Below are 19,900 nucleotides of genomic sequence, written 5' to 3'. Positions count from 1 at the left end.
CAAGATGGGATTACAAGTTGAAGTATGGGCAGAGACGATACAGGAGAAGTTATTAGAAGACAATTCTTTTCTTAACCACGTAAGTGATGTGTCTTCTGACAATATTATTAATGGTAGAATTGTACATCTACCACAAGCAGGTGCGCCAAGTAAAGTAGTGAAAAACAGAAGCTCTCTACCTGCACAAGTACAAGAAAGAAAAGATTCAGAAGTTCTCTATCAAATCGATGAGTATACTACAGATCCTGTTAGAATCTCTAATGCTGATACTAAGGAGTTATCATACGAAAAACGCAGAAGTATTTTAGATCAAGATGTAGCCAATTTAAGTGAAGAGGTAGCAGAAGGGATGTTAACAAATTTTGTCGTATCACCTGTTGGAGATAGTAAAGAGCTGCCAAAAAGCAATATTATCCTTACAGATTCTTCTATTATAGTAGACGCAACTTTGTCTGGAGCAACTGGTAAGCGAAAAGCTTATTCTTTAAAGGATCTTCAAACTATGAAGACTTTCATGATGAAGCAAAAAGCTTGGACAGAAGGTAAGATGTTTGCACTTCTTACTCCAGATGCTGTCGCACAAATGTTTCCTGCTGATTCTCCTACTACTGCAACTTACATGCAAGCTACATCAGAAGCTGAGAGAAGAGCTGGGGTAATATATAAGGTTCAAGGGTGGCAAATCTTAGAACGTTCAAGCGTATATATTTTAGGAGAAGACAAAACATTTAAAGCATTCGGTTCGGTTAACGAGGCTAACGACTCTGAAGGATGCTTATTTTGGAACTCTCTAACTCTTGAGAAAGCAATAGGAACTACTGAAGCTTTTGAAAATATTGGAGACCCAACATACTACGGGGATATTTATTCCTTCTTAGTTCGTTGTGGTGGACGTGCAAGACGTAAAGGTTATGAGGGAGTTGGTGTGTTAATGCAAGCAATGAGTGTTTAATGAGGCAGGTTGACCTAATTGTGGTGCATTGTACAGGTGCACCACAAACTCAAAGTGTAGAAGTTATCAAAAACTTTTGGAGGAACACACTTGGTTGGAAGTCTCCAGGATACCATAAACTAATAGAGGCTAATGGTAATGTAGTTACACTCGCTACTCCTGATAAGATAACTAATGGTGTCCAAGGGTTTAATTCGAGAGCTTATCACATTAGTTATATTGGAGGCCAAGGAGGTTTAGATAATAGAACACAAGCGCAAAAGACAGCTTTAGAACAAGAAGTTAGAAAAGCAAAACAGTTATTCCCAAATGCTAAAATAGTTGGACATAGGGACCTTAGCCCCGATCTAAATGGGGATGGGATCATCACTCCTAATGAATGGACAAAAGAATGTCCATCCTTTGAAGTAACAGACTGGCTTAAAGAAATCAATTTATAGCATGAAACCAACTCCTGAATTACCCAAGCCTTTTTCTATAGAAGAAATCCAAAAATATCCTAAGGCTGTTATGATTGCATTTTTGATAGGATTATTAGTGTTATTCGGAGGTATGCTGATCAGTGTATTTTATAAACGAGAGGAAAGTGTCGATGATTGTGAAGCAGAAAGAAAGCAATTATACAGCCTTATTCTCCAAGAACGACAAGATCGAATCTTGCTTTATGAAGATATGATTTTCTATAAAGAAAAAGCAATCAAATTAGAAGAACAACAGACTGTCACCGATAGTCTATATAGATCAAAAACCCAACAATTAGTTAACAAGATATTAAAATGAAGAACTTGATAATTATAGTACTGACTTGTATATCAATCACACTCTGTGTATTTGCGTTTAAGCAATATAATGAGAATAAAGAGCGACAAGTACAATACAAAGAACTTCTTACTTCTTCAGGTAAAAATGAAGTGGTAAAAGAGTACATCAGAGATAGCATTAAACATACTGTTTTTGTCGAAAAGAAAATAAAGGATACAGAATTAGAAAAGCGACTAGCAATAACTAGTCAATATGCAGATTCTTTGGCTACGGCTTTACAAATATCTATATCTCAGATAAAACAGGTGACAAAAGTAAATGCAGAACTGGATGCTACCCTACAGCTCGTGAACCAACAAGATGGTACTGTAACTTATCAAGACAAGTATTTATCTCTGTTATACAAGCCACAAGAGCAACTACTAGATCTAAACTATAAGGTTAAACTAAACGTAGCAAGATATAGTAAAAGGACATGGATTTTAGGTCCTAAAGAGAGTTATATAGATATATACTCAGATGATCCACGAGTCACAATAAAAGGACTTAATTCTTTCACACTACAAGAAAAGTCACAACGAAGGTTTGGCATAGGAGTATCGACAGGTTATGCAGTAGCTATTAATAATAATCAACTCGTAACTCAACCCTATATCGGTGTAGGGCTTAACTACAACGTACTTAATTTTTAAAGATGAAAACAAGAGAAGAACTAGAAGACAAAGCACAAGAAATGATGCGTATTCATAATCTTGATGCAATTCACTTGACAACAGATGGTCAAGGTTTCACGGATAAAGAAAGAGCAATTACTCATTCTAATTTACAAAAGAATAAATCGGTGTACTTCTATCAAAGAAAAACAAACGATGCTATTAAGTTAGAATCTAAGGAAGTAGATAATGAGCGAATACAGTTGTCTGAAAAATATGAAAAGCTCTATAATAATAAGCCTCGCTACAATATGGGCCTAGAGAAATTGAGGCAAGCTATTGTGGAAAAGGAATCTGAAATAGAGAATCATAAAGAAGCTACTGAAGAAGGCACGAACACATCAACTGATGAAGAGCAATCTAGTCCAGGAGATGGTAGTTCACAGGACTCAGAAACTATTGAGGCTGAAGAAAAGTAAAATCATTAAACATAATTTAAAGAGTATTTAAAATGTCTGAAAAAAGAACATATGGACTGAAAGTCTTGAATGCTGGAGAAGTGACAGCGGATGGATCGATGCCAGAACAATTAGAAGAATTGTGTAGAACTTATAAGAACTCCGTTGAATTTACAGAGGATGATCCTCAAATTACTGAAGAGTATTGTGATCAGGAAGAGGATCCTATCGAGATCTTCGTCCAAAAAGGAGCAAAACAAATAAAATTTTCAACTTTTGATTATTCGCCTGAAACATTAGTTAAGCTAAAAGGTGGTACTATAGTTAATGGGCAGTACGCAGAAAGTACTAATACTGAAAGCATTTATTTAGCTATCGAACTAATCACAAATACGGGTATGCCATTCCATTTTCCTAAATGTAGAGTAACGACTAAATATAATGCAAAGTTTATTCATGATGGCATGGCCCTATTAGAGGTAACGTTAAAGCCAATGTCTCCTGGTGCTGGTAAGTCTCCTGTTTTGATTGGAACTAAAACTCCATAATATGGATCAGGAATTAAAAGCAGCAAATATATTACTTAAAAGAGGTGTTAAGGTACCAATACCTGCACCTCTTTTTTTACAGGTAATCACTTTGTTTATTGTACGTAAAATAAACTTGGAGATAAAAGACTTGAAGTTATCAACGCTTCTAAAAATAAGTAGACTATTTAGTTTAATGGATATTGATCCATCGAAAGAATTAACTGTAGCTCAGGCTTATGATTTACTATTAAAACATCGAAAGAAGGTATCTAGGATAGTTGCTTATGCAATGTTGGATAAAGATTATCTATACTGGTTATCTCCTATACTTAGCTATATCATACGGACTAGATTAAGCTCCAAAGAAGTTAGTTATTTATTAAAGATCTCAATTCTTTATTCAGGCATAGAGGATTTTATGAGTACTATCAGATCAATCAGAGCGATGAAGATTACAACTCCGATGAATCTGAGTCAAGATCAGAAGACGAGTTAACAAGTGAAAGCTTCCATAGCGTCTTTGGACTAATCTACCTTTTTGCTGAAAAAACAGGTTGGTCGAAAAAAGAAATTCTTCAATGCACCCTAATAGAACTTACTATTATGTTGGCAGATGCGCCTAAAGTCAAAAAAAGTATAAAACAAGCAAAAGAATTTGAATCCGATGAAGAATTAGCATCGTGGTTTGGTATGTAAAATTTTAGTTATGAACGAAGAGCCAATAGAGTTAGAATTTATTATTAATTCACCCGAATTACTTGAGCAAGCAAGTCAAGTACAAAAAGGTTTAGAAGGGATTGATAACACAGTATTAAGAGCTGAAAATAACTTTAGGGACTATATTAATACTCAACTTGAGGCTAGTAACGCTATGGCTCTTAATGTCAAGCTAACTAAAGAGCAGCAACGTGCGTATGATACTTATACTAACTCTATAAGTGGCCTTAAAGAAATGATGCAATCAGCGACTGATCCAACACAGATTAGTGTTTATGAATTCAAAATAAAAGAGTTAACACAGTCTCTTGAAAACTTAATAAGTAAAGCAAACGCAAAAGAGCCACTTACGATAGACACTGTTAAGTTAGAAGAAGCTGGACGCTTAATAGACAGTATCTCAGATAAGACATTCACTCCTTCTTTTGCTTCTTCAGAAGAGTTAGAGCTGCTATCTGATAGAATTAATAAAGTAGATAATGAATTTGAACAATTAGGGATTGTTATTGATTTTGTTAATGCACGATTAAATAGTTTAGGAGATAATGATGCTTTATTATCCATCCAAGATGATATCAATTCAGCTAATCAACTACTTGGTAGAAATATAGAGGAATATGATGCTACAGGTAATTCAATAAGTCAAATGACAGATGCTTTAATAGTGTTTAAAGACCAATTGTCAACTGAAACTGATGCAAAAAACATAGTTACGCTTAATAGAAATATTGAAGATCTAGAAAATAGGATTAAACAATTTAACTCAGCAGGTAAAACAGGTTTTGATGAATTAGGAAATGCTATTACAACAGAAGCTGTTGAAAGTGTGAAAGGTTTAAAAGGACAACTTGCAGACCTAGTGCAACAGATGGCAAATTTACGCATACAAGGTAAAGAGAATACAAGCCAATATCGTGAATTGTCAGCTGAAGCAAAGCAATTAGCTGGGGCTTTATCAACAGTAAATGAAGAAGTTCGATTTTCTGCATCAGCATCAAGTAATTTGGACACTTTGATTCGTGCTACTAAAGGAATTGCAAGTGGTTATGCCTTGGCTCAAAGTGCTAGTGCTTTGTTTGGTAGTGAACAAAAAAACTTAGAGCTTACCCTAGTTAAGATTACATCTACACTATCCTTATTACAAGGCCTACAGACCATACAATTAGAATTAGCTAGAAAGGATTCGATTGCTACAAAAACACTTACATATTTAAAAGGATTGTACGCTAAAGCTGTTGGGGAGTCAACTGGGGCTTTGAAAGGATTCAAAGTAGCACTTCTAGCATCAGGTATTGGTGTAGCAATCGTTTTAATAGGTGAATTAATAGCCAATTGGGATAAAATCAGTAAATCAATAGGTTTGTCTTCTGATGAGCTAGTTAGGAACCAAGAGATTGGTAAAAAAGCTAATCAAATGTATGGGGATAAAATTGCCAAATTACAACTTCTTGCTAAAACCAATGAGCAAGTTGCTTTATCCGATCAAGATAAGAAAAAGGCAGTGAATGATTATAATTTGGAGTTCGGTTCTACTCTTGGTTCAGTTAAGGACTATGTAGAACTTGAAAATAAGATTATTGCTAATGTAGATAATTATATTGAATATCTGAATGTAAAAAGTCAGGCTGAAGCATCTTATATGATTTCTTTAGAAAAACAAAAGAAGTTGTTGGAACAAATCATGGCTTTATCAACAGGTGACTTAACCTGGTACGAGAAGCTTCAGGATATGTCAAATAAAGGATTTGAAAGTATTTGGAAGGGATTAGGTATTGATATAGGTGAAACTAAAAGAGATATATCTGAAACAGAGATTCTAGGTATTATAGGATTACCTACAGAAGCTGAGTTCTTAGTAGCTATATCAAGTTATAGTAATGTTATTCAGGATAACCTTAAAGATTTTAGAAAACAACAAGTATCTGATAATGGTATGCTTGAAGCTTCATTTGACTTACAAAAGAAAGCATCCGAGCTAGCTGAAAAGTATAAAGTAAAGCCTGATGACAAGAACTTAGATAAAGTTAACACCAAAGCTTTTGAGGATAAGATAAAAGCTCTATCTGCTATTCAAAATGCTGAAGATACTTTAGCTAAAAATAGACTTAATGGATTGCAAAAAACATTACTTGAAATAGAACAGCGATATTCTAAACTTAGAGATGAGGCTATAAAAGCTAAACTAGAATTAAAGGATCTAGAGCGAATAGATTCTCTAGAGCAACAAGAAGTGTCAATAGTTAAGTATGCAAGTGATACAGATAGTTTAAAAAAGCAACTAGAAGAGGCTAAAAAAGACTATGAGTCTTATGAATCATATAAAGCCAAGACTAGCGAAAGTTATGCAAAAGAGACATATTCTCATTTAATAAATAACCAACAAGAATACATTGATTTATTAAACAGTGAACTTGATAAAATCAACGTAAAAGACATGAGTGAAGAGCAAAAAAGCAGATATGCAATGCTTACACAAATGCTTATTGAGTATACAGATAATAAAGCTGAAATTGAAAGGGAAGGTTATGCAGAACTTTATAATCTAACAGCAACCACTGAGCAACAGATTCTTGCTATTAAAGAGAAATATGCTAAAATGAATCTAGGTCTTCAATCTAAGTATGCTGGAGAAGAGCTTAAGCAAAGACAAGGTAGTTTATCAAAAGAAATGCGAAAAGAGTTTGATGCATTAGCAACTGATCTATTAAATAACTCAGGAGATTACACCAGGGCTTTGGATGTTATTAGTACTGCCACTAGGAGTCAAATTGAAAAGCAAATAAAAGAGCTTACAAAGTTCTTAGAAGCGAACAAGAACATATCTCAAGAGCAACGACAAGCGGTTAATGAGATAATCAAAGACTTAACTAATAAACTGCCTTTTGCACAAAACGGGAGAAATATTGGAGTTGGCGCAACAGCAATTATAGATAGCCAATTAGAACAAACAAGAGCTAGAATAAATCAGCTTAAAGATGATAAAAAGTCTTTGACTGATAAAAATGGAGATGCAATTAAGGAGTTTGTGAAAAATGTGGCAGAAATAGATGTTGAAATAGGTTTGCTAGAAAATCGCCTCGCTTCATTAAGTTTAGATCGTATTGGAGCCATTGGGCAAGACTTAGGTTTTATAGGAGATCAATTTATAAATATCTCTAACGGGTTATCAGATATCAATCCAGAAATGTCCCAGTTGTTTGGAATATTAGGTGAAGGTTTAAGGATAGTTGAACTAGTAAGTAAAACAGTTTCTGATCTTGGAAAAGGAATAAAGGATTCTGGAGCTGCAGGTGGCAATTCAACAATGGAAGCTATTGGAGCGGGTCTAGAAGTGGCAGGTGCAATTGCTCAAATATGGGGTGGGATTGTCGCTCAGCAAAAAAAAGCATACCAGGAGTTCAGAAAGTGGCAAATGGATGTGTACCGTGGTGAGTTAGAGTATCAAGCTCTTTTGCGCCAACGAAGATTTGATAGTATTAACCGATCAGGGTTTGAGGCTAGTAACTATCAAAAGGAATTAGATGAGCTGCAGAAGCAAATTCCTGAAATAGAAAAGCAAATCAATGAACAACTTGAGAACCTTCAAAACAATGGAAGTTATATCGTTGATCGTTGGAGGTCTAAAAGCTTTTGGCGTTCTACAACCAAAACCACATGGGGTGATTTAATGGGGTTAGATTTTGATGATCTTGAAAAGCTTTATAGTGAAAACAAACTTGAAGGTGATACGCTTGTTTGGTTTGAAGAGCTGAAAAAGTTAAAGGAGGAGCTTAAAGATGTCCAAGGAGCTATTGAGGAAACTCAGCAAGCTTATTATGAAGCTATGACTGGTAGTACAGTTAATGGAATAGCAGATACAATTCGTAAAGGTGTTTTAGAAGGTAAAAAGGATTTTGAAGACTTTTCCGAAGATATTGAGGAGATGCTTAGGAATGCTATACTTCAAGGAATGCTTACAGACTCAATGGCAGAAGGTATCAAAGACCTTCAAAAAGAAATGGCTGAAATGATGGAGGATGGAGAATTGAGCGAGACAGATGCTGATAAGATCCGTGAAATGTATATGGATATTGTAAATGATACTCAAAAAACTCTTGATGCCTTAAATAAAACAGGAATAGACTTTACTACTCCTGGTTCCGAATCTAGTAATTCTTTGAAAGGGGCTATAAAAGGAATGAGTGAAACGCAAGCAGATCTATTAGCAGGACAAATGGGTGGTTGGAGGTTAGCTCAGCTTGAGACTAATTCAATTTTAAATAAAGGGTTCATGAGTCATTTGGAAGTGTTATCTAAACAGGTTGAATTACAAATGAAGATTGAAATCAACACCAGGGCAACTGCAGTTAATACAGATAGAACTGCCAAGGCTGTAGAAACATTAATTACTATTAAGCCTAAAAACAAAGATGGAATATTAAAATCAGCAGGAATATGGACACCTTAAATACTAGATCATTAAAAAATGTATTTGGACTTAGGATTCAAACGGGTACTCAAAATCTATTAGAGTACCCCGAAAGAAAAGAGTTATTAGCTAATGATTGGCAGGACCAAAATGGTATAGAATATCAAGTAAATAAAGTCTTTTTTAAAGACAAAGAGGTTGTATTAAAATGTGCTTTCCTTGCTAATAATGATACTGTTTTCTGGAGCAACTATAATGCCTTTTTCAAGGAGTTAACAAAGCCAGGATATCAAAAGCTTTTTATTTATGATCATAGTATGACCTATGATGTGTTTTATAAACGAACCTCTAATTTTCAGAAACTAAGAAAAAGATTAAAAAACGTAGAAAGAGTTTTTGTGAACTTTGAATTAATACTACAAGTAAAATGAATTATACAATCAAAAGAAATAACATAGAAGTGGCAACAGTATCTCCTACTGGTTCTTTGAACTCTACAATTATGGGAGAAGAAGTTGTACAGATGAATTTTACTCTTCCTAATTATGTTGCATTTCATATTGGGGATACTGTTAGTGTCTATGGAACTACCTATGTTCTAAATCAAGAACCTAATGTTCAAAAAGTATCAACCATTAATTATGTTTATGACTTGGCTTTTGAGTCTTTTAAATACGATTTAAACAAGCTTTTAGTTTTTGGATTAAACAGTAATAATGAGCTAACAGAATTGGAACATGCCATAATGGGAGACCCATTGACTATCTTAAAACACCTTGTTTTAAATGCTAATAAAGACGGTGGAACTTGGAAGGTTGGCCGAGCAGAAGAATTAGAGCCTAAAAACATAAGCTTTAGTTCTCATAATATATTGGCTGCTTTGTCCATGTGTGCAGAGGAGTTTGAAACTGAATATTGGATAGATGGAGATAAAACTATTCACTTAACTAAAAAACAAGAAGTTAGTGGTTTATCATTGAAATATGGACAAAGTCAAGGATTAAGATCTATTAATAGAACAACCATTGACTCATCTAATGTCATTACTAAATTATATGCTCAAGGTTCGTCTAGAAACATTCCAGCTCAATATAAATATGGTTCCTCTAAACTAAAAATGGATGTGCCTTTCTTAGAAAAAAATGTAAACAAGTTTGGAGTTATTGAATATGCAATGACTTACGATGATATCTATCCTCGTAGGAAAGGAAAGGTTACTCAAGTATTCTCTAACGATGTTTTAAAGTTTGCAGATAATACAATGGATTTTGACCTAAATGGTAAGACTACTATACATGGAGAAGAGCAGCCAATTTTGTTACCAGGTACTTCTGCAAAAGTTACTTTTAATACAGGACAATTAGCAGGATATACATTTGAAATTGCCAAAGCTGGCTATAACCATAGTAAAAAGGAGTTTGTATTGCTTAAGCATAAAGATGAGAAAGCTTATGAGTTACCAAACAACTTATTAAAACCTGCAGTTGGTGATGAGTATGTAATTACAGATATCGTAATGCCTGAATTATATATAAAAAAGGCTGAACTTGAGTTAAAGGAGAAAGCTATTGAGTATTTAGATCAAAACAGTATACCTCGATTACAATACGAAGTGCAAGGAGATCCAATATACTTTGAAGAGCAGAATATAGATTTACAACTTGGTAATACTATTAAGTTTATTGATTCTGATTTTGGTCTTGATGATCATATTAGAGTAGTTTCGATATCTAAAGACTTACAGAATCCATTTGTAGTGGAGTTCTCCATTGCTGAAGAAATTCAACAACAAAGTATTATTAGGGATTATATTGACAAGAATAAAAAAGAGCAAGAATTAAAAGATACCCAAAGAGACTTTAATCTTGGTATTAAACGAAACTATGAGTTTTCTCAAGAAATTCAAGAAAATGTATTTGATAATGAGGGATACTTTGATTCAGGTAAAATAAAGCCTTTGTCCATCGAAACTAAGATGTTGTCTGTTGGAGCTAGAGAGCAACAATTTACTTTAGAGGATCTAACTCTAATGGTTGAAGATAATAACACGACTCTTAAGAATACTAAAGGGCAAATAACTCATTATACTATAGAAGATAAACCACGAACTTGGAATATTCCTGCAGCTTCTTTTAATGGTATCACTCAAGGCTTTAATTTCATTTATATCAAGGCACAAAAGATTGGACAAAATGCATCTGTATTTGTATTTCCAACAGCATTAAAAGTAGATGAAGATCCTGCCTTCTTTCATTTTGAAGCAGGCTATTTGTCTAGTGTTACTGATGGGTATAGAAAACTAAGGCTTTCAAATGGGTTTACCACAATCAATGGCCGTGAAATTACCACAGGTAGAATTAGCTCTCAAGATGGAAATACATACTTTGACCTAGATACTGGGGAGATAAAAGGTAAAATTACTTTTTCTAATAACTCACCTGCTTTAGATACAATAGAAAAAGCAGTGAAAGATGGTATTGGTGAAATTGAAGTTGGTGGAAGGAATCTATTAGCAGATATGTATGTGTCGGATATCAAGAATTCATCAGATATACTTACTAAGTTGTATAATAATAACTATCATGTAGAGTGTTGGGCAAAACAATTTCTAGGAATTAATGATACAAATAAAGTGTTTGATACTAAAGGATTTTATACTATATCTTATGAAGTAGAATTATTAGAAAGTATAGAAGGGATGACTATTTCTAATCAAGCTACAGGAGAAATTGGGTTTTATAATAATAATAATTTTATTTCAATTGCTAGGGTGCCTTATTTAGATTTTATCAAAATGAAGAAAGGTGATAGATATAAGGTTAGTAAGACGATAAATTTAACAACTGATTTAACCTCTTATTATATTCTTATTTATTCTGCATTTGGTCAGCTTGAGAGTCAGGGGAAAAGAATAAAGACAGAATTCCATAACGTAAAAATTGAAAAAGGAAATGTGGCTACTCCCTGGAGTCCAGCGTATGAAGATATAGAAAGTAAGATTTCCGATCAAGAAATTTATATTGAATATTCAGTTGATGGAATCAGTTCTTGGCACTCTCTATATAGAGATGGAGATAGATATATGCGTCAAAAGAAAGGAAGTAGTGTATGGTCTGGAGCTATGCCTTTTGGTAAGAATGGAGATCAAGGAATACCTGGATCTAAAGGTGCTGATGGAAGGACTTCGTATACTCATTTCGCATGGGCTACAAATGCAAATGGTACTGTAGGATTCTCAACAACAGTTAGTATAGGTAAGACATATATTGGCACCTATACTGATTTTACTCAGGCAGATTCGACAAATCCTTCATTGTATAAATGGTCTCAAATAAAAGGGGAAAAAGGAGATATTGGTGCTACAGGTCCTAAAGGTGTTGATGGGGCTAATGGAGAGCCGCTTGGTGATGGAGTGATGGTATATAAGGATGCTGATTTTAGCACATCTTATAATGGGATTACAACATATGGTGGTTCTACATCTGCAACCTTGTATCGTGTGTTAAGAAGTGAAGATGCGCCTACCAAATCTGCATTTATGTTAAGATTAGTCAACAATGGTACTAGTGAGGATTGGAGGAATGGCGGATATTATCAAGGTATCCAGTCTCGACCAAACGCTGTTTTTATCCATAAAATTATTGCGAAGTTCCCTGTAGGTCATAGGATTAGTAATTATGAGAATCTGACTGGGAATGGGCGAATTATAAAATGGTTGACTTCTCAAGAAGGTACTGGTAAATTTGAAACATATATGTATAAACATACTTGTGGAGTTGGAGGTACTTTTTCTTCTTTAGGTCACGTTGCTTGGACTGGGCCTAAAGGAACTATTTCAAGCCCTATTAATTACGACATAGCTTATTCCACAGTTTATGATATGACTCAGGTAGATAAGTTATTTGATTTTTTATCAACTACAATTGATGGAAATACTATAGCAACAGGTACTCTAAGGGTGGGGCAAGGTAATGTAGATACAGCCGGAATTACAGGAGTTAGAGATGTAGGTCAATCAAGTAATGTTGCTTTTTGGGCAGGTTTAAGTTTTGAAAATCGAAAAACAGCTCCGTTTAGAGTAGATACAAGTGGTAAGTTAGTAGCCATGAATGCAGAGATAGATGGAACTGTCAATGCTAGGAGTGGGAAAATAGCTTCCTTTTCTATTTCAGGAGACTTTATATCTACTGAGAAATTAATGTATACAAACACCAAGTCAGTTATGAAGTTAGGAGGTGGCGGTATCGATGTAAGATTTTTAGTAGGGCCTAAGGAAATAGGAAGTATTGATACAACTGGAGCGCAGAAGTGGGGAGAGATATACAACTTAATGGAGATAAAGAGTTCGGGTATGAGTTCACAAAATGTGGGGTATTCTAGTTTGTATCTAGAATCTGCAAATGGTAAAGCTTTGAGTGCTAAAGGAGGTATTTTACTAAATGGAGGAGATAAAGATGTAGTACTAGAGTCCTATAATGGTAGAGGTATTGTTATTGCAACTGATTTACTATGGGCTATGGGAAAGAATGGTGCTAATGGTATCGGCTTCACAGGAGTTAAGAATGGTATGAGGTTTATTAATGGAATAATGGTAGAATAAAAAAAGAAATTAAAATGAATTTAAAAGTTAAAATGCAAGAAGTGAGGACGGTTCTACATGGTATAGAAGCTGGATTTGAAGTTTCATTAGAATACAATAAGGTTGGTGATAATCCGATTGAGTTTGTTGGGTTTTCGGCGCATAGTGAAAAGGCTTCTATTTCAGGCGGGTACTATTCTAATGGAAGTCAATTCAATTTAAATGTTTCAGGGTATGAGGAAGGGTTTTCAGTGATTATTGAGAGGTTGTTTAATAAATGTGTAGAAGTAGTAGCTTCATTAGATAAATAAGAAGTGTATAATTAAAAACTTACATTGATATTAATAAAAATCTATTTAAAATGGAGTTAGTAATTAAGAAACAAGAAATTAAAACAATTTTAGAAGGGGTATATCAAGGTTGTACTTATACATTTGAATACTCCAATATCGCAGGTAAACTTCCTGATTATATAGGTTTTTCCTTAAAAAAGGATGAAGTAGAATTTGCTTCAGGTGGGTATTATGTAGAAACTTTTCAGATGTCTCTAACTATCTACTCATACAGTCAAAGCAATACTGATGTATTGATCGATTTACATTTACAAATAACTAAAATACTTGAAGATATAGATTTAACTATCTAAGAAATAAGAGGATAAAAGTCCTCCAATAAATTAAAATTTTCTCACGATTATAATTTAGCACAAAACGCCAACATTGGAGGACATAAGTCTTCTATTGTTGGCGTTTATGTGTTTTAGAATAATCGTGAGAACTGCAAAGGTATATTATAAAACAAGATAAAACAAGATGAAACAAGATATAAAAACACCTATTTCATATTATGGTGGTAAACAGAATTTAGTCTCTAAAATTTTACCCTTAATTCCTAAACACACTACATACATAGAGCCTTTTGTAGGAGGAGGTGCTATATTCTGGAGTAAAAAGCCTTCAGAAGTAGAAGTAATTAATGACTATAATAGGGAGTTAATTAATTTTTACGAATGTGTACAAAATGAATTTATTGAACTTGAGAAAATGGTACGTATAAGTTTACATAGTCGTTCATTACATCGTGATGCAACGGTTGTGTATGAAAATCCTCATATGTTTACAAAGATAAAGCGCGCTTGGGCGATATGGGTTTTGTCTGCTCAATCATTTAGCTCAATGCTTGATGGTTCTTGGGGATATGATAAAATAAAAGGGACTACAAGTCAAAAGATAACTAATAAAAGGGAGACATTTACAGAAGACTTAGCTATACGAATTCAGAATGTACAAATAGAAAATACTGATGCATTACGAATCATCAACTCAAGAGATTACAAGGACGACTTTATTTATTGTGATCCACCTTATTTTAACAGCGATTGCGGACACTATGATGGATATAGTAAGGAAGACTTTGTAAGCCTATTAGAGGCTCTTAAAAGAGCTGAAGGTAAGTTTTTAATGAGTAGTTATCCTAGTGATGTATTATCTGAATTTACTAAGGAGTGTGGTTGGTATACTATGAATATTGAGCAGCGCGTGAGTGTAGCAAACGCTACTAGTAAACCAGGGAAGAAAAAGATTGAGGTATTGACAGCTAATTATAATCTAAGTAACCCAAAAGATAGCCTTACTTTGTTTTAAAAATTGGTTACAAAATAAATAAAACGTATGTTTAGATTAGTTAAAAATGTATCTATGACTAGACTTAAAAAGCATGAAATCAGGGTTAGTAAGAGTGTTAGACCTTTAGATTTATCAGAAAGGAAGCCTTTTGATTTAATTATTGGGGAGCAGTATTATATTTCTTACAAAATGAATATTGCTCAGCCATGTAAATTATTATGGCGTAGTGATGAAATGTATCGAGGTTTCGCAGTAAACGTTACAATTGAATTACTTGATGGCACAATACAAGGTTCCTTTGGAGATGAGATAGGACGTACCCCTGAAGAAGCTATTCTTAATGCAAAAACATTATGATTGGTAAAAGCTGTTTAAAATCTTTTTAAACAGCTTTTATATTTTTTAAAAAAATGTACATTTCAATTTGAATTTTAGTACATTTCAATTTTGCGATTATATAAAGTCCCGTTTTTTTAAGCGGGATTTTTTTGTCCATATCATTACCTATAAAAATTGTACTTCACATAGGGATAAAAAAAAAGTTCCCTAAACAGAATTGGAAGCCTGTCTAAGGAACGCAATTAGAAAATAACAGTTTTTTCTAACACTGCAATAGTACGACAAATTTTTAATATAAAACCTATATTTCCCAGTAGTTTCAAAGGTTATTTCCTCTATAGCACCCTATGCATTGTTTATCAATACACTAAGTAGGGAATTATTTTTAAAATAATTATATATAGAGTTATAAAGTAGGTTGTCTTTAGTGTCTATCATAGGTTAAACAATACTTTTAGATTACATTAAAAGTTAGACTAAGGTAAAAAGTTAGCTAAAAACCATCTTGACAAAGCAACATAGTCAAGATAAAGGTAAGTCACCTCACTAGCATACTATTTCACAATACTCCAAAAGCACCAAGTTTTAAACCTAACAAACAGATAGAGATTAGCAATGAATAGTAAAACGCATAGCAGTCTTTTGGCTTTTTTGGCATCTTTACTTTTAATTGTCTAGAGCTTCCTTCTATTGGCGCAAATATATCTACAAAAGAGCCTTAAGCAAGTTAGATTTATTTTTTTATTTTCAAGTATTTTTGTACTTTTATTAGAAATTAAATGCCTCTATACAACAATCAACTAACTATTAATAAGAGAGTTACTATGAAAAATTTTCATCCGCTTTTTACAATTGGAACAGTGGGAACAATTGTAGTAGGGTCCCTGCATATTTTTCTAGCATTGGGATTATCTTTAACTGCTGTTCATTCTACCTTTTTAGTCCTTTATCCAGTGTTTTTTGCCCTTCTTATACTCGGCTTTGCATTGACACTGAAAAAACAAAAAGGAACTAAGGTGATCTAAAAGTATTTTTTTCTTACACGGATAATTAACCCCATGGATAATGATTCGTGTTTTATTTAAATAAAGCAGTACTCAACAAATTAGAGTGCAATAATAAATAATTAATAGGTATAAAAAAACAGAAGTAGGTATAAAAAAAAAGTTCCCTAAACAGAATTGGAAGCCTGTCTAAGGAACGCACTAGAAAACAACAGTTTTTTCTAGCACTGCAATACTACAACAATTTATGTAGTATACAAAGACTTTTCTATTTATTTTCAAACCTTTTCTCAACCTACTAACTGTTAACAACTTACCCTTCTTTAAAAAGCAAATAACTTTGATATTATCTTTTAAAAAACACAAAAAAGAGTTTGCATAAGGATGTTTTTCTACTTCAAAGCTCCAATCGATAAGCTTTTGTCTCCAAATCGATCAAATATTGCTTTCTATAAAGTCCCCCAGCATAGCCCGTTAATTTACCATCAGTACCTACAACACGGTGGCAGGGAATTAAAATCATAATGCGATTTTTAGCATTAGCACTAGCAATTGGACGAACACTAGAAGGCTTACCCAGTAACATAGCTTGTTGTTTATAGGTAATTATCTGACCGTACTCTAAGGTAAGTAATTGATCATATACCAAATCCTGTAAACTACTAGGGCATATATCCAATAAGGTATTAAACCTTGTTAACTCTCCAGTAAAATAAGCTTCCAACTCTTGTTGCAAAAGCTCAATATGCCTATTTACCCCTAAAACAATACTAGCGTTATATCTTTTTTCTAAATCTTCTATTTCCTTTTTTAATAAAGGGTGGTCCTTAAACATAAGATAGCAAATTCCCTTAGGAGAACTTACTGCTACTATATCCCCTAAAGGACTAGAAAAAATGCTTTGCAAAAGTGTCATACTTATTCTTTTAAAATAAACTTCTTACGTAAATATAATAAATTACTGCTTTTCAACACAATAGAAAAAATACTTTATAAAAAAAGATCCATCTTAAAAAGATGGATCTAATTGTAATAATCTAACCTACTAAATGAGTAAATAGGTCTTCTTTTTCATTTAAATATCTATAGTTGTAATTTCCTTTTTGTAATCCATCGATAATATTGGTATAATCCTCTTTTTGTTTTAATTGAATACCTACCAAAGCAGGTCCACTTTCGCGGTTGTTCTTCTGAGAGAATTGAAAATAAGTGATGTCATCTTGCTGGCCTAAAACTTGATTTACAAATTCTTTTAAGGCTCCTGCTCTTTGAGGAAAATTAATGATAAAGTAGTGTTTAAGACCTTGATATAAAAGAGACTTCTCTTTGATTTCTTCGGTTCGGGTAATATCATTATTACTTCCACTTACCACACATACTACTGTTTTTCCCTTGATCTGTTGTTTATACATATCCAAAGCTGCAATACTCAGAGCTCCTGCAGGCTCCACCACTAAGGCTTCTTCGTTATAAAGCCTTAAAATGGTGGTGCAGACCTTTCCTTCTGGGACACTTACCACTTGGGACAGCCCATCTTTACAAATTGCAAAATTAAGCTCACCTACTCTTTTTACAGCAGCTCCATCCACAAAGGTATCTAGAGATTCTAAAGTAGTATTTTGCTGATTAAAAATAGAGGTTTTCATACTACATGCACCTTGAGGTTCTACGCCAATTATCTTGGTTAAAGGACTTAAAACTTGAAAGACACTACATATTCCTGCAGCTAATCCACCTCCACCAATGGGTACAAAAATAAAATCAATTTTATTTTTTAGATCTTCTAAAAGTTCTAATCCAATAGTTGCTTGTCCTGCAATAACCAGTGGGTCATCAAAGGGGTGAATAAACTGAGCATTATGCTCCTGGCAAAATTCCTTTGCATACAAAGAGCAGCTATCAAAGCTATCTCCCTTTAAAACAATCTCTACCTTATCTTTACCAAACAGTTCCACTTGCTTAATTTTTTGCATAGGTGTAGTAGTTGGCATAAAAATAGTAGCCTTAATATCTAGTAATTTACAAGCATAAGCTACTCCTTGTGCGTGATTTCCAGCACTAGCGCAAACTACGCCAGTACTTTTTTCACTTGGATCTAAACTTGAAATCTTATTATAAGCACCGCGTATTTTATAGGATCTAACACTTTGAAGGTCTTCTCTTTTTAAATATACATCAGCATTAAATTCCTGGCTTAGGTTTTGATTTTTGATTAAAGGGCTATGCAAAACTACTTTTTGTATGTTCTTTTTTGCAGAATAAATAGTGTCTAATGAAATCATGCTTTTGAGGGTCTTAATTTACGAACTTCCACTCCTGTTTGCCATAGCTCACTATTGCGTACTTGTTCTAATTCTTTTTCTAATTTTTCACGGTAATCTTTTTTACTATTGGCATCAATAGTAATTTGAGCCTCTTCACCACTAGAAACACTTTGGTATAATTGTTCTAGAACCGGTTTAGTAGCATCTTTGAATCTGTCTTTCCAATCCAATGCACCTCTTTGAGCCGTTGTAGAACAGTTAGCATACATCCAATCCATTCCATTTTTAGCCACTAAAGGCATAAGGCTTTGCGTTAATTCCTCTACCGTTTCATTAAAGGCTTCACTTGGAGTATGTCCATTAGAGCGTAATACATCGTATTGGGCTTCAAATATTCCTGCAATAGCTCCCATCAAAACGCCTCTTTCCCCTGTTAAATCACTGTAGGCTTCTTTTTTGAAAGTTGTTTCAAATAAATACCCGGATCCAATACCTATTCCTAAAGCTAATGCTCTATTTTTAGCATTTCCTGTTGCATCTTGCTCAATTGCATAACTTGAATTAAGTCCACACCCCTCTAAAAATAAAGTTCTTAAAGAAGTACCCGATCCCTTTGGAGCAACTAAGAAAACATCTACATCTTTAGGTGGATAAATTCCTGTTCTATCTTGGAAAGCAATACCAAATCCATGAGAGAAATACAGGGCTTTTCCTTTAGTTAAATGCTTTTTCATAGACTCCCAAGCGTGAATTTGACCAGCATCGGAAAGCAAATTCATCACTAAAGTAGCTTTTTGACAAGCCTCTTCTACTTCGAATAAATTTTTCCCTTCTACCCAACCATCTTTAATGGCTTTATCCCAGCTAGAAGTTCCTTTTCTTTGTCCTACAATTACATCAAACCCATTGTCTCTTAAATTTAGGGCTTGTCCTGGTCCTTGTACTCCATAGCCTATTACAGCAATTACTTCGTCCTTTAATATATCTTTGGCTTTATCTAAAGAAAACTCTTCTCTTTTTACAACGTTCTCTACTACTCCTCCAAAATTAATTTGTGCCATTTTAATTGTTTTTTAATTGGTTTATAATTTTATAAATATTGGTTTATTTCTTGATTCTCTCTGGTAATTACTATAGGTGTACTTTGGCTAAACTCTAAAACTCCAAAGCCTTTTAACTGTTCTAATAAAGCTTTGTTCTCAAAAGAACTCCCAGTTTTCTCCACCACCACAAAGCAATTGTCTTTTTGAATTACCCTTGCCTGGTTTGCAAAAAGTACTTCTTGTAAATCCTCTTGTACAATAGGATTAAAGTTCAATTTATATAGGGCCAGTTCTTGGCTTACTACATCACTTTGTCCGTAGTAAAAGACCTTATAAACATCAATGAACCTTTCTATTTGCAAGCATATTTTTTGAATTTGATCCAAAGAACAAACTACTTGCACATTGTATTTTTGCATCTTCCCTGAAGAAGAATCGCAAAAGCGTATACTTTTTATTTTTAAGTTTCTACGGCTAAAAACATTAACTATTCGATTTAACATCTCCCTGGAATCCTGGGTGTAGATATTAAGGGTATATACATTGTTTTGCATCTAAAATCTTTT

The 19,900-nt window shown here is 33.7% G+C and carries 19 protein-coding genes; 15 read left to right on the top strand and 4 right to left on the bottom strand.

All coding sequences use genetic code 11. The features are described 5' to 3' along the window. The first annotated feature begins 4 nt into the window (after window positions 1-4). The 15 genes from ACYSNX_RS02745 (at window position 5) to ACYSNX_RS02675 (ending at window position 16,048) form a co-directional block, all read left to right on the top strand. Window positions 5-952: a hypothetical protein gene (locus ACYSNX_RS02745; RefSeq protein WP_461753156.1), complete on the top strand. Its 948-nt coding sequence runs from the start codon at window positions 5-7 to the stop codon at window positions 950-952. After that, on the top strand, window positions 952-1,392 hold the full coding sequence (locus ACYSNX_RS02740; protein WP_461753155.1) for an N-acetylmuramoyl-L-alanine amidase: 441 nt from the start codon (window positions 952-954) through the stop codon (window positions 1,390-1,392). Before ACYSNX_RS02745 ends, ACYSNX_RS02740 begins: the two co-directional genes overlap by 1 nt. 1 nt (window position 1,393) lies before the next feature. Further along, window positions 1,394-1,732 (top strand): hypothetical protein, encoded by a 339-nt coding sequence (locus ACYSNX_RS02735; RefSeq protein WP_461753154.1) that lies wholly within the window; start codon window positions 1,394-1,396, stop codon window positions 1,730-1,732. Continuing rightward, entirely contained in the window at window positions 1,729-2,406 is a 678-nt protein-coding gene (locus ACYSNX_RS02730; RefSeq protein ID WP_461753153.1) for a DUF6808 domain-containing protein, read from the top strand. The genes ACYSNX_RS02735 and ACYSNX_RS02730 overlap by 4 nt, the downstream gene beginning before the upstream one ends. Window positions 2,407-2,408: 2 nt before the next feature. Then, window positions 2,409-2,846, top strand: coding sequence for a hypothetical protein (locus ACYSNX_RS02725; protein ID WP_461753152.1), 438 nt, complete (start codon window positions 2,409-2,411; stop codon window positions 2,844-2,846). A gap of 32 nt (window positions 2,847-2,878) precedes the next feature. Continuing rightward, window positions 2,879-3,373, top strand: a complete 495-nt coding sequence (locus ACYSNX_RS02720) for a hypothetical protein (RefSeq protein ID WP_461753151.1) — start codon at window positions 2,879-2,881, stop codon at window positions 3,371-3,373. A 1-nt stretch (window position 3,374) separates the two neighbouring features. Then, window positions 3,375-3,851 (top strand): hypothetical protein, encoded by a 477-nt coding sequence (locus tag ACYSNX_RS02715; RefSeq protein ID WP_461753150.1) that lies wholly within the window; start codon window positions 3,375-3,377, stop codon window positions 3,849-3,851. Between the two features lie 210 nt (window positions 3,852-4,061). Next, window positions 4,062-8,519: a hypothetical protein gene (locus ACYSNX_RS02710; protein ID WP_461753149.1), complete on the top strand. Its 4,458-nt coding sequence runs from the start codon at window positions 4,062-4,064 to the stop codon at window positions 8,517-8,519. Further along, window positions 8,507-8,911, top strand: a complete 405-nt coding sequence (locus tag ACYSNX_RS02705) for a hypothetical protein (protein WP_461753148.1) — start codon at window positions 8,507-8,509, stop codon at window positions 8,909-8,911. Before ACYSNX_RS02710 ends, ACYSNX_RS02705 begins: the two co-directional genes overlap by 13 nt. Then, window positions 8,908-13,080 carry a phage tail protein gene (locus ACYSNX_RS02700; protein WP_461753147.1) on the top strand — a complete coding sequence of 1,391 codons (4,173 nt, stop codon included), beginning with the start codon at window positions 8,908-8,910 and terminating at the stop codon, window positions 13,078-13,080. Before ACYSNX_RS02705 ends, ACYSNX_RS02700 begins: the two co-directional genes overlap by 4 nt. A gap of 32 nt (window positions 13,081-13,112) precedes the next feature. Beyond that, a complete protein-coding gene (locus ACYSNX_RS02695; protein WP_461753146.1) occupies window positions 13,113-13,370 on the top strand; it encodes a hypothetical protein in 258 nt (85 codons plus the stop codon). Window positions 13,371-13,420: 50 nt separating this feature from the next. Continuing rightward, window positions 13,421-13,705, top strand: coding sequence for a hypothetical protein (locus ACYSNX_RS02690; RefSeq protein WP_461753145.1), 285 nt, complete (start codon window positions 13,421-13,423; stop codon window positions 13,703-13,705). A gap of 166 nt (window positions 13,706-13,871) precedes the next feature. After that, a complete protein-coding gene (locus ACYSNX_RS02685) occupies window positions 13,872-14,702 on the top strand; it encodes a DNA adenine methylase (RefSeq protein ID WP_461753144.1) in 831 nt (276 codons plus the stop codon). A 27-nt stretch (window positions 14,703-14,729) separates the two neighbouring features. Beyond that, window positions 14,730-15,041 (top strand): hypothetical protein, encoded by a 312-nt coding sequence (locus ACYSNX_RS02680; RefSeq protein ID WP_461753143.1) that lies wholly within the window; start codon window positions 14,730-14,732, stop codon window positions 15,039-15,041. Between the two features lie 806 nt (window positions 15,042-15,847). Then, entirely contained in the window at window positions 15,848-16,048 is a 201-nt protein-coding gene (locus tag ACYSNX_RS02675; protein WP_461753142.1) for a hypothetical protein, read from the top strand. Window positions 16,049-16,424: 376 nt separating this feature from the next. Here ACYSNX_RS02675 and ACYSNX_RS02670 read toward each other — a convergent pair whose 3' ends face one another. From ACYSNX_RS02670 to ilvN, 4 genes are all read right to left on the bottom strand, one after another. Continuing rightward, complete coding sequence (locus ACYSNX_RS02670) at window positions 16,425-16,943, bottom strand: methylated-DNA--[protein]-cysteine S-methyltransferase (protein ID WP_461753141.1); 519 nt, start codon at window positions 16,941-16,943, stop codon at window positions 16,425-16,427. Window positions 16,944-17,064: 121 nt separating this feature from the next. Further along, complete coding sequence (gene ilvA, locus ACYSNX_RS02665; protein WP_461753140.1) at window positions 17,065-18,309, bottom strand: threonine ammonia-lyase IlvA; 1,245 nt, start codon at window positions 18,307-18,309, stop codon at window positions 17,065-17,067. Continuing rightward, window positions 18,306-19,352, bottom strand: a complete 1,047-nt coding sequence (ilvC, locus tag ACYSNX_RS02660; RefSeq protein ID WP_461753139.1) for a ketol-acid reductoisomerase — start codon at window positions 19,350-19,352, stop codon at window positions 18,306-18,308. Before ilvC ends, ilvA begins: the two co-directional genes overlap by 4 nt. 29 nt (window positions 19,353-19,381) lie before the next feature. Continuing rightward, entirely contained in the window at window positions 19,382-19,888 is a 507-nt protein-coding gene (ilvN, locus tag ACYSNX_RS02655) for an acetolactate synthase small subunit (protein ID WP_461753138.1), read from the bottom strand. Window positions 19,889-19,900 lie beyond the last annotated feature (12 nt).

The organism is Myroides sp. LJL115, assembly GCF_054871665.1.
Note: the sequence above shows the minus strand (reverse complement) of the source record. Positions and strands in the feature narration are given on the sequence as shown.